Source organism: Sphingobacterium sp. GVS05A, assembly GCF_019969845.1.
Taxonomy (GTDB): domain Bacteria; phylum Bacteroidota; class Bacteroidia; order Sphingobacteriales; family Sphingobacteriaceae; genus Sphingobacterium.
The window spans coordinates 83,922-95,581 of sequence record NZ_JAHXYR010000010.1 but is presented as its reverse complement, the minus strand read 5'-3'; the positions used below and the strand labels follow the sequence as shown (position 1 = coordinate 95,581).

The following is an 11,660-nucleotide window of genomic DNA, read 5'->3' as shown; positions in this document are numbered from 1 at the left end:
AAATTTTATATACAATAGGCACTATTGCCTAAGGCGTTGCAAAGGTAAGAATAATATTTGAATAATCAAAGAATTTAAATAATTGATTTTTAGCGGAATCAGAATATGTCCTATCGAAGCGACAATAAATTCATTCATATTATATATCAAGGTGTGAACTTCTCTTTCGCCAGATGCAGATACTAGGTGGAAAATTTATAATGTATGCTGTTGATTTTGACTAAACATCAGGCTGGTGCGATTAAGTAAGTTCATGTAACTCTACAAAAAAAGGCATCACTTAGAGTGATGCCTTTTTTTGTAGAGATCGAATACGATCGATTAATAAAGTGTGAACTCTACGCGACGGTTTTGTTGACGACCAGCAGCATTCTTATTAGATGCAATTGGTTGGTCTGGACCGTAACCTGTAGCTTCGATACGTGAAGCGTTAGCGCCTTGAGATACTAAATAAGCTTTTACTGACTCAGCACGCTCTTTCGATAAACGCATGTTTAATTCACGTGAACCCGTATTGTCTGTGTGACCAGCTAATTTCAAGCTAAAGTTTTTCTCGATCAACAATTCAGCAACTTTGTTTAACGTTGCATATGAAGTAGGACGGATAGTTGCTTTGCTCAAATCGAACTCTAGGTTTTTGATCGCATCAGCAACAACTTTCTTGTCTGCTTCTGTAACAACAACTTTTTCTACGATTTTAGTTTCGTTTTTAACAAGAATAGGACAACCTGATCCATCTACTTGTACACCAGAAGGAGTACCCGGGCATTTGTCGTATTTGTTGGCCACACCATCACCGTCATCATCTTTCAAATCACTGTTCAAACCATCCAATTGACTTTGTAAAGCTTGATTTTTTGCATTAAGAGCGTCATTTTGAGCTTTTAAATCATCGTATTTTACAGTGTAGTCATTTACAAGTGTAGCTACCGGGTTTGAGTTGTTCAATGCTGGTTTGCTCCCACTTCCCAATGCAAATTCTAGACCACCATGGATATAAGTAAATAGGTCATTCTTATATTGGCCACCACGGATACCGTCAAAGTTTTGGTTCACCCAATTCAATTGGTAACCTAATTCAAAGTTGATGCCCTTAGCAACAGCAAATTTGAAACCCATATCTAGTGGTACATAGATTTTAGAGATACCATCCGCTTCTACTGAAGTAGAGCCCGTAGTTAAGGTTGTTTTGCTGTTCATGACACCCACACCGATTGATGCATAAGGTTTGATGAAACTATTGAAAAATCTCCAGTTGGTATTTGCTGCTAGGAATTCTCCAGATAAAGCTGCCGACCAAGGTGTTTTTGCTTCGAATGATTGTTGACCATTTACCTCCTGAAAAGAACCACCAGTTTTACCACCGAAATAGCTGGCTTTAATTCCAAAAGAAGGAGAGATTTGCTTCTTGATATAGGCACTATATCCTAAGTTCCAATCTAGATTATCATAACCCGCACGATTGAAACCCGCGATGTTAGTTTGGTTTGTGACACCTGCACCGATACCGATCGACCATGTTCTGTATTGTGTAGCAGAACCAAAAGGAGAAGTTCCTTCTATCGATGCTACCTTTGACGTTTGAGCAAAAGCGGAATTGGCGAATAAGCCTGCAGTTGCGAAAGCAAGTGCTAATTGTAAATTTAGTTTCATAGAATTTGTTTGTATAAACCGAGGCAAAAGTAATAGGTTAAAAATTAAATTCCTAATCGGTTTGTAGTTTAAATATGACAAAAGGGTAAATAAAATGGTATTTTACTGAAAAATACCATTTTATTATGTGTAATTTATTAGCTATTAATAAAGTGTAAACTCTACGCGGCGGTTTTGTTGACGACCAGCAGCATTTTTATTGGATGCAATTGGTTGGTCAGGACCATAACCTGTCGCTTCGATACGTGAAGCGTTAGCACCTTGAGATACCAAGTAAGCTTTTACTGACTCAGCACGTTCTTTGGATAGACGCATATTCAATTCACGTGAACCTGTATTATCTGTGTGACCAGCTAATTTCAAGCTAAAGTTTTTCTCGATCAACAATGCTGCAACTTTGTTTAATGTTGCGTATGAAGTTGGGCGGATGGTTGCTTTACCTAGATCGAACTCTAAGTTTTTAATCGCATCAGCAACGACTTTTTTGTCTGCTTCTGTTACAACAACTTTCTCTACAACTCTAGTTTCGTTTTTAACAACAATTGGACAACCTGATCCATCTACCTGTACACCGGAAGGTGTGCCTGGGCATTTGTCGTATTTGTTTGCAACACCGTCACCGTCATCATCTTTCAGATCATTGCTAATTCCATCCAGTTGACCTTGTAAAGCTTGATTTTTTGCATTAAGCGCATCATTTTGAGCTTTTAAATCATCATATTTTACGGTGTAATCATTTACAAGTGTAGCGACCGGATTTGAGTTGCTCAATGCGGGTTTGCTACCACTACCCAAAGCGAACTCTAGACCTGCGTGAGCATAGGTGAATAAGTCATTCTTATATTGTTGAGTTGGTCCAACTTTATTGTCAAATCGCTGATTTGCCCAGTTCAATTGATAGCCCAATTCAAAGTTAATGCCTTTGGCAACTGCAAATTTCAAACCGAAGTCCGCCGGTACGTAGATCTTAGAATATGAATCACCATATTCGCCCCTGTTTCCGCCAGCAATTGCTGCTGTCTCTGCATTCATTACACCCACACCAATTGAGGCGTAAGGTTTAATGAAACTGTTGAAAAACCGCCAGTTGGTATTGGCTGCAATAAACTCACCAGATAAAGCAACTGACCAAGGTGTTTTTGTTTCAAACCCTGTTTGTTTATCACTGGCTTCATATCCTGAGGTCTTTCCACCAAAATAAGTTGCCTTGATTCCGAATGAAGGTGAGATTTGTTTTTTGATATAGGCACTGTAACCTAAGTTCCAGTCCAATTTGTCATAACCTCCATTATTGAATTTAGCAATGTTTTGCAAGCTTGTAACACCGGCACCTACACCGATAGACCAAGTCCTGTATTGTGTTGCCGGACCAAATGGGGTAGTGCCTTCAATTGATGACTGCTTTGCGCTTTGGGCAAAGGATGCGGTTGAGATGATACCTGCCGCTACTAGTAATCCTGATTTTTTAAGGCTAATTTTCATAATGTGTTTTTGTAAAATTTTCTACTATAAAATTCTTGTTAAATTAACTCATTGACTACTCTTACAATAAATTTGCCAAAAATTATTTGGTCAGCTTACTCGGCCGAAAAAATTTGGCACCTCAATTTCAAAAGCCATGTGCTTAACAATATTCTCAGTAAAAATGTTTTGAAAAAAAGTTTTCCTACTTTTTGTAATCAAAATCACATCAATATCTTCATCCCTAATAATCGTATGTATACCATTTGCAATGTTCTCCCGTGAGCCTGCAAAATAGCTCGGTGCTTTGACGATGTAGGAGATGTCTTCAATACCAGTCTCTGCTATAATCTGTTCAATCCATTTTTCAAGTTTTGATCCTAAAATATTGATTTCTAGTTCGTTTTTGTTGATATGGATGAGTTGTAAATGAAAGTCTTTTCCATATAATGGGATCGCTTGTTTGAGGACTTCCAGCTCACCAGGTTTAAAATTTGTAAGCAGTGCGATATTATCTTTTTTTAATTTTATGGCATTTTTTGGGATCGCTAATACAGGAATTTTTGACTCTTTAATGACGTCATAAGTATTGCTTCCGATCAGTACAGATTCAAGTCCTGTGACTCCCTTTGTACCCATAATCACCGTTTGGTAGTTCTCTTTTATCTCCTGTTTTTCTAATGATTCAGCTAAAATTCCATTCGTAAATAAGGTTGAAATTTTTAACGAAGGATATTTTTGTAGAAGTTCAGCGACAAGTTTCTCCATCTTACGACGAGCGCCCTCTTCGGTAGGGTCTACTAAATGCTTCGCATTTGCGAATTTGTTGATATGTGAAGTGAAGGAGTGGAAAAGTGTGATTTCATCATGTGTTTCCTGAGCGATCTGGGCTGCATAGTTTGCTGCGACTTCCGCATTTTCGGAAAAATCTACGGGTATTAATAATTTAGACATAGCGATATACTTATTATGCTTTGGTAAAAAATATGGGAACTAGCGGGTGGCTAAATAATGCTTTTGCCACTGATCTGGTGAAAGTACGTTCAAAAAAGGATTTTCTTGAGCGTGTTACGAGTAATATCTTTATTTTTTCTGTATGGATCATTTCATTGATAACTTCAGGGACAGTGTCTAGGTCCTCTAGGTCGCCTTGTATTGAGTCGACTTCGATTGCTATGTTGGTCACGCCAATATATTTTTTGATTTTATATTTCCATACTTCCAATTTATCTTCTATCCGGTTTTCCGACGAATGATCATAATGAACATGCATCAACTTTAATTCGAAATCCTTACCCATTATATTGACAAAATCTTGGACCGTCTGTACTTCTTCTTCTTTGAAATTGGACAATAAACCAACCTTATCAACCTGCTCGAATGATGCCTCTGTCGGAATGGCCAAAACAGGTATTTTTGCTTTTTTGCTAATGACGTAAGTTGTGCTACCAATAAGTTGGCTATCATCATTCGTAATACCTTTTGTGCCCATGATGATAAAGTCAAAACGATCAGGCGTGGCCATTTCAGGGAGAGTTTCCGTGATCATGCCACGTTCGCACTGGGTAGTCACTTCAAGTGTAGCATGTGCCGATTTTATCTGATCTGAAAGATTTTTAATAAGGAAATCAGCTTTAAATATGGGGCTTCGCTTTCCAATGGAATCAGTTTCTTCCTCAAATACAGCAGAAGCAGAGGTATAATTGTGATAAAGGTGGATACTGTAGCCTTTTTGAATGGCTAGATCCACAGCATAATTTACCGCATTGTTAGAATGAGCCGAAAAATCTACCGGTAGTAGAATGTTTTTTTTCATCTGTTTAAATTATTTATAAGTGTTGTTCTCATCGGTATAAATGAGCTCGTTTCACTCGGTTTGTTTGTTTGTTTGTTTGTTTGTTTGTTTGTTTGTTTGTTTGTTTAGTTGTGATGAAGCCATCAGATTTATTTTTCTTAATTTTTTAGAGCCCTCTATCCCTATCAAATGTAATAAAACAAATGCAATTGTGAATGGCTATCAGTCAAAATGTTTTTATTGTTTAGCGTATTAAATCTGATCCTAATGGTACAAAGGTGGCTAACATTTAATGCTTTTAAAATGTTGCATTTAATGCATATTTGTGATTACGGTCATCCTGAAAATAGGACAATCCTATCTGCCTGAATCTTATGTCCTGATTTTTTTGTTTGAAAAGTCAGTTGACTATGAAAACTGAACGTTATTAAAATCATTGTGTCATGGTTATTATCTCGTATTCTACATTGCATAACAGACCAATTTTGAGTAAGTTTGCACATATTTTTAGATAATTAAATGACAAGTAGAGAAATTCGTCAAGCCTTTTTAGACTTTTTTAAAAGCAAGGGGCATCAGATAGTACCTTCAGCACCAGTAGTTGTAAAAAATGATCCTACATTAATGTTTACTAATGCAGGGATGAACCAGTTCAAGGATTTATTCTTGGGAGAAGCGCCGATTAAATTTCCACGTGTTGCAGATACGCAACGTTGTCTGCGTGTTTCGGGTAAGCATAACGATTTAGAGGAAGTTGGTATTGATACTTACCACCACACTTTATTTGAGATGTTGGGAAACTGGAGCTTTGGGGATTATTTTAAGAAGGAAGCTATTGCTTGGGCTTGGGAGCTATTGACCGAAGTATATAAACTTGATAAGGATCGTTTATACGTGACTATTTTTGAAGGCGACGCAAGTGAAGGTTTGGACCGGGATATGGAAGCGTTTGATTTCTGGAGACAGTGGATAGCTGAGGATCGTATCTTACTTGGCAATAAAAAGGATAATTTTTGGGAAATGGGAGAGACTGGTCCTTGTGGCCCTTGTTCTGAAATCCATTTCGATATGCGTAGTGCAGAAGAACGTGCGCAGGTTGCAGGACAAAGCTTAGTTAATGCGGACCATCCACAGGTGATTGAAATCTGGAACTTGGTCTTTATGCAATTCAATCGCTTGAAGGACGGATCACTCCAATCTTTACCAGCTAAACATGTGGACACAGGTATGGGCTTTGAGCGTCTTGTCAGATGTATTCAAGGTAAAACCTCAAATTATGATACGGATGTCTTTACGCCAACTATTGATTTTATTGCAGAGAAATCAGGGATAAAATATGGTTTAGATGACAAGACTGACATTGCGATGCGTGTGGTATCTGATCATATTCGTGCGGTAAGTTTTGCGATAGCAGATGGACAATTACCCTCTAATAACAAAGCTGGATACGTAATTCGCCGCATTTTACGTCGTGCGGTACGTTATGCTTATACATTTTTAGGATTCAAAGCACCATTTATTAATGAGCTTGTTCCAGTTTTGGCGGCACAATTCAGTGGTGTATTTGATGAATTGATCCAACAACAGGATTTTGTTCAGAAAGTAATCTTAGAGGAAGAAGTTTCGTTTTTAAGAACCTTGTCCACTGGCGTACAGCGTTTTGAAAATTACGTGGAAGATCATCGTGTTATTAATGGTGATTTTGCATTTGAATTATACGATACATACGGCTTTCCAATCGATTTAACAGAATTGTTAGCGCGAGAGAAAGGATTGTCTGTTGATATGGACGGTTTTAAACAAGCACTTCAGGTTCAAAAAGATCGCTCCCGTGCGGCAACTGCCATTGATACCGGAGACTGGATTCTTGTCAATGATGATGAGGGCTTTGAATTTGTTGGTTATGATACCCTGACCGCAAAAACAGAAGTCGTAAAATACCGTAAAGTTATTGCAAAAAATAAAGAGCAGTATCAATTGGTTCTTTCCGTTAGCCCGTTTTATGCTGAAGGGGGAGGCCAGGTCGGTGATTCCGGTGAATTGATTTCAGAGGAAACAGGCGAAAAAATCTACATTACGGATACGAAAAAGGAAAATGGAATTTTCGTTCATTTTACCAATAAGTTGCCATTGGATCTGAATGGAACTTTTATCGCGGAGGTTGACAGCTCCAAAAGATTGGATACGGAGAATAATCACTCTGCAACCCATTTATTGCATGCTGCACTAAAACAGGTATTAGGTACGCACGTGAATCAAAAAGGTTCATTGGTTAATGCTGATATCCTACGTTTTGATATTTCTCATTTTGCAAAGATGAGCGAGGATGAGATCAAACAGGTAGAGGATATCGTGAATGCTAAAATTCGTGAGAATATCCCGTTGAAAGAAGAACGGAATGTACCTTACCAACAAGCTTTGGATTCAGGTGTAACAGCTTTGTTTGGTGAGAAATATGGTGATTTTGTTCGTGTGATTACTTTTGAAGATAAATTCTCCAAAGAGCTATGCGGTGGTACCCATGTGAAAGCGACAGGGCAAATCGGATTCTTTAAGATTGTTTCTGAGTCGGCTGTTGCGGCAGGGGTGCGTCGTATTGAGGCGATTACAGGAACTCGCTCAGCGGCGGTAATTCGTGAGCATTTTGAATTGGTACAGCATCTAAAAGAACTGATGAATAGTCCAAAGGACTTTGTGTCAGCTTTGGGTAAGATCATTGAAGAAAATGGAGCGCTGAAAAAAGAAATTGAAAAAAGCATTACAGAAAAATCTTTAGCCTTGAAATCGGATCTGGAAGCGAAGATTGAACAGGTTGGTGATATCAACTTTTTGTCGACGTTGGTGGATCTGCCGAATGCAGAAGCAGTTAAAACCTTAGCTTATGCGCTGAAGGGAGCTGTTAATAATTTATTTTTGGTTATTGGAGCGGAATTCGATGGAAAGCCAAGTTTGACAGTCGTAATTTCGGATGATTTAGCAAAAGAAAAAGGTTTAAATGCCAGCAACATTGTTCGTGATTTGGCAAAAGATATCCAAGGAGGTGGAGGGGGGCAACCTTTCTTTGCGACAGCGGGAGGTAAGAACTCTGCGGGATTAAAAACAGCAATTGACCGTGCTAAGGAATTTTTAGGTTAAATTTGAGTATTTAGATCGGAGACTTAGGGTGCTTGTTGAATAGGTTTCAAACGTAGTGGACGTCTCCTCTAAAATTATACTATATGAAACTATCCTATTTATTTAAACCGAGTGTAACGAGTTCACTAATTCTGCTGAAGAGCAAATTATGAATAATCACAGAGGGGCATAAATAGGATAGTTTCTTCAATTTAAAAGGAAACCGAGCGCAATGACATTTATTTATATATGGACCTATGGCGCTCACAAAACTATATACAGATGAAAAAGGCAATTTTTTTAGTAGTTGGCGTGGTTGGATTGATGTTTGGTTGCCAGAATAAAGAGCAGTTTAGCATCGAAGGAAATATAGAAAACCCAGGTAATATAAAAGTCGTCTCCTTGTATGAGGGGGATACTAAGCTAGATTCTATGTTTTTTGGTGATAATAACAAATTTCAGTTTGTTCGTCAAGCTAGTCAATCGAGATTGTTGTCGCTACGTGTCGGTAAAAATCGCTATGACCTGATTGCTTCTCCGGGCGAGACAATTTCATTTAAAGCAGATTTGCATAAGGATGTCAATGATTATCTCGTTGAAGGGTCTGAATTGTCGAAAACGATCCAGCCATTTGCTAAGGAACGAAATCATCGCGATTATGTGCAAGATTCTCTACAGGGTGTCTTTTCCAAATTAACCGCAAATTCAACTGCTGACGAAATAGAAAAACTTCGTGCAGAATATAAGGCCAAATTTGCAAATGAACTTCGCGGCTATACCAGCAAGGCTGTCGATTTTTCTGCTAAACATAATGATCTGGCTGGATTTTATGCTATCTCAACCTTGGATCCTGAAGTGGCAGAGGCAGAAATTATAGCTTACGCAGATAGAATTAAAAACGAATTCACGGAAAATAGATACGTGACTCAGTTTAAGGAGGAAACCCAAAAGCTGAAGAAAATGGCTATTGGTCAGCCTGCTCCGGAGTTGACGTCATTTACGCCTTCTAACAAAGAGGTGAAGTTGTCTAGTTTTAAAGGAAAATATACTTTGGTTGACTTTTGGGCTTCCTGGTGTATGCCATGTCGTCAGGAAAATCCGAATCTTGTCAAGCTATATAATGCCTATCATACCAAAGGTTTTGATATCCTGTCTGTTTCATTTGACGATAACCCTGGTTCATGGATGCGTGCTATCGCAGATGACAAGCTGACTTGGACACATGTATCTGATTTAAAGGCTTGGAGTTCACCGATAGTAATAGACTACCGTGTCAAGGCATTGCCCACTTCCTATATTCTCGACCCAAATGGTATTATCATTGCAAAGAATCTGCGTGGTGAAGAGCTTGGCGATTTTTTGAAGAAAACAATTAAGTAATCAATGTGTTATTGTTAATTGAAATATTACTTAATAATTTGGTAACATTAGATTAATCGATTGTTATCATTTTGTTCATATTTTAGCAGAAAAATAAGACAAATGAGTTCTTCGAAACAAAAGATTTTAATTGTTGATGACGAAAAAGATATCTTGGATTTAATTGCATTCAACTTAAATCGTGAAGGTTATCAGGTCTCTACAGCGCAAAATGGGGAAGAGGCAATACAAGTTGCCAAGCAAGTAAACCCCGATTTGATCATCTTGGATGTGATGATGCCTAAGATGGACGGTATTGAAGCTTGTCGCATCATGCGTGCTATGCCTGAATTCAAAAGTACCTTTATGGTGTTTTTGACAGCTAGAAGCGAAGAATATTCAGAAATTGCCGGATTTCATGTTGGAGCGGATGATTATATCGCTAAGCCAATTAAGCCCCGAGCGCTGATGAGTCGTATTAATGCGATCTTAAGAAGAAATGCATCCGAGGAGTCTGATTCAAACGCACAGGATAAAATCGAGATAGCTGATCTGGTTATTGATAGAGATTCTTTCTTAGTTTACAAAGGAGAGCAAAAGATTGTGCTTGCCAAGAAAGAGTTTGAATTGCTTTACTTGTTGGCTTCCAAACCAAATAAAGTTTTCACAAGAGAGCAGATTTTAAAAAGTATTTGGGAAGACTCGGTGGTTGTCACCAATAGGACAATCGATGTGCATATCCGTAAGCTCCGCGAAAAAATAGGCGACGATTACGTCACTACTGTAAAAGGAGTAGGTTACAAATTTGATAAAGAATAATAGAAGAGGCTTAGGCCTCTTTTTTATTCTCTTATTTGGTGAACTCTTTGATCGTATAACTTGATATCACGGTAACAAATCTTTACTTTTGACAGATACCAAAGTAAAGAGATCAACATGTCATCTATTCTTATAAAATCTGCGCAACTTGTTAACGAGGGTAAAGTTGAGACTGCTGATGTATATATCAGTAATGGTCGAATCGAAATGATCGCACAGGAGATAAATCATCCTGCGGATCAGGAAATCAATGCCGAGGGACTACATCTGTTTCCGGGATTAATTGATGACCAGGTTCATTTTAGGGAACCTGGGTTAACCTATAAAGCGGATATATGGCATGAAAGTCGTGCTGCAGTAGCAGGTGGGACAACCTCCTTTATGGAGATGCCAAATACAGTTCCCAATACCTTGACGCAGGAATTGCTCCAGGATAAATATGATATTGCAGGAAAGAATGCATTAGCCAATTACTCATTCTTTATGGGGGCCGCGAACGATAACTTAGATGAGGTATTGAAAACCAATCCACGTGATGTCTGCGGTATAAAGGTGTTTATGGGATCATCCACTGGAAATATGTTGGTGGATAATGAAAAAGCTTTGGAAGGCATCTTTGCCAACGCTCCTACATTGATCGCTACACACTGTGAGGACGAAGCAACAATCAAGGCTAATCTGGCGAGATTTAAGGAGCAATACGGTGAAGACGGATTGAAGATTGAAATGCATCCGTTGATACGATCCGCTGAGGCTTGTTATTTGTCATCATCCAAGGCTGTGGATTTAGCCAAAAAGCATGATACAAGATTACATATTTTACATATATCAACAGCAAGAGAGATTGAACTATTCCGGAATGATATCCCATTAAAGGATAAGAAAATCACTGCCGAAGCTTGTATACATCATCTTTGGTTTTCTGATCAAGATTACCTAACAAAAGGGAATTTTATCAAGTGGAATCCGGCTGTTAAGACGGCCAATGATCGTGACCATATTCTTAAAGCTGTATTAGATGGACATATTGATGTGATAGCGACAGATCATGCCCCACATACTATGGAGGAAAAAACACAGCCATATGCATCAGCTCCTAGCGGTGGCCCCTTGGTTCAACATGCTTTACAAGCATTATTGGATATGGTCAAAGCTGGTAAAATGACCTTGGAACAATTGGTTCAAAAGTCAGCACATAATACGGCTACACTATTTCAGATTGAAGATCGTGGCTATATCCGTGAAGGCTATTGGGCGGATCTGGTACTCGTAGATCTGAATAAACCCTATACCGTCTCAAAATCAAATATTCTTTCTAAATGCGGATGGTCTCCATTTGAAGGACATACATTTGGTTCAACGATCGAACATACCATTGTATCTGGTCAAGTCGCCTTTTCTAAAGGACAAATTATTGAGAAAGGTGCTGGTGAGCGTTTGTTGTTCAACAGATAAGTTG

General features: G+C 38.5%; 8 protein-coding genes. 4 read left to right on the top strand and 4 right to left on the bottom strand.

What is annotated here, in order from left to right; genetic code table 11:
• Positions 1 to 321: 321 nt before the first annotated feature.
• The 4 genes from LC454_RS22335 to LC454_RS22320 all read right to left on the bottom strand — a co-directional run bounded on the left by LC454_RS22335 (position 322) and on the right by LC454_RS22320 (position 4,930).
• Positions 322 to 1,653, bottom strand: coding sequence for an OmpA family protein (locus LC454_RS22335; protein ID WP_223584667.1), 1,332 nt, complete (start codon positions 1,651 to 1,653; stop codon positions 322 to 324).
• Between the two features lie 144 nt (positions 1,654 to 1,797).
• Positions 1,798 to 3,135, bottom strand: coding sequence for an OmpA family protein (locus tag LC454_RS22330; RefSeq protein WP_223584666.1), 1,338 nt, complete (start codon positions 3,133 to 3,135; stop codon positions 1,798 to 1,800).
• A 90-nt stretch (positions 3,136 to 3,225) separates the two neighbouring features.
• A complete protein-coding gene (locus LC454_RS22325; protein WP_223584665.1) occupies positions 3,226 to 4,068 on the bottom strand; it encodes a universal stress protein in 843 nt (280 codons plus the stop codon).
• A 13-nt stretch (positions 4,069 to 4,081) separates the two neighbouring features.
• Entirely contained in the window at positions 4,082 to 4,930 is an 849-nt protein-coding gene (locus LC454_RS22320) for a universal stress protein (RefSeq protein WP_223584664.1), read from the bottom strand.
• Between the two features lie 498 nt (positions 4,931 to 5,428).
• Between LC454_RS22320 and alaS the strand changes: the two genes are divergently transcribed.
• The 4 genes from alaS to LC454_RS22300 all read left to right on the top strand — a co-directional run bounded on the left by alaS (position 5,429) and on the right by LC454_RS22300 (position 11,656).
• The gene (gene alaS / locus LC454_RS22315; RefSeq protein ID WP_223584663.1) at positions 5,429 to 8,044 is read left to right on the top strand and encodes an alanine--tRNA ligase; all 2,616 of its coding nucleotides are present in this window, start codon (positions 5,429 to 5,431) and stop codon (positions 8,042 to 8,044) included.
• A 261-nt stretch (positions 8,045 to 8,305) separates the two neighbouring features.
• Complete coding sequence (locus tag LC454_RS22310; RefSeq protein ID WP_223584662.1) at positions 8,306 to 9,403, top strand: TlpA family protein disulfide reductase; 1,098 nt, start codon at positions 8,306 to 8,308, stop codon at positions 9,401 to 9,403.
• Positions 9,404 to 9,505: 102 nt separating this feature from the next.
• The gene (locus LC454_RS22305; RefSeq protein ID WP_223584661.1) at positions 9,506 to 10,201 is read left to right on the top strand and encodes a response regulator transcription factor; all 696 of its coding nucleotides are present in this window, start codon (positions 9,506 to 9,508) and stop codon (positions 10,199 to 10,201) included.
• 117 nt (positions 10,202 to 10,318) lie between these two features.
• Positions 10,319 to 11,656: a dihydroorotase gene (locus LC454_RS22300; protein WP_223584660.1), complete on the top strand. Its 1,338-nt coding sequence runs from the start codon at positions 10,319 to 10,321 to the stop codon at positions 11,654 to 11,656.
• The last annotated feature ends 4 nt before the right edge of the window (positions 11,657 to 11,660 follow it).

Bases quoted from the DNA above. Each gene is read 5' to 3' on its own strand.
- LC454_RS22335 (WP_223584667.1), bottom strand. From the start codon at position 1,653: ATGAAACTAAATTTACAATTAGCACTTGCTTTCGCAACTGCAGGCTTA.
- LC454_RS22330 (WP_223584666.1), bottom strand. From the start codon at position 3,135: ATGAAAATTAGCCTTAAAAAATCAGGATTACTAGTAGCGGCAGGTATC.
- LC454_RS22325 (WP_223584665.1), bottom strand. From the start codon at position 4,068: ATGTCTAAATTATTAATACCCGTAGATTTTTCCGAAAATGCGGAAGTC.
- LC454_RS22320 (WP_223584664.1), bottom strand. From the start codon at position 4,930: ATGAAAAAAAACATTCTACTACCGGTAGATTTTTCGGCTCATTCTAAC.
- alaS (WP_223584663.1), top strand. From the start codon at position 5,429: ATGACAAGTAGAGAAATTCGTCAAGCCTTTTTAGACTTTTTTAAAAGC.
- LC454_RS22310 (WP_223584662.1), top strand. From the start codon at position 8,306: ATGAAAAAGGCAATTTTTTTAGTAGTTGGCGTGGTTGGATTGATGTTT.
- LC454_RS22305 (WP_223584661.1), top strand. From the start codon at position 9,506: ATGAGTTCTTCGAAACAAAAGATTTTAATTGTTGATGACGAAAAAGAT.
- LC454_RS22300 (WP_223584660.1), top strand. From the start codon at position 10,319: ATGTCATCTATTCTTATAAAATCTGCGCAACTTGTTAACGAGGGTAAA.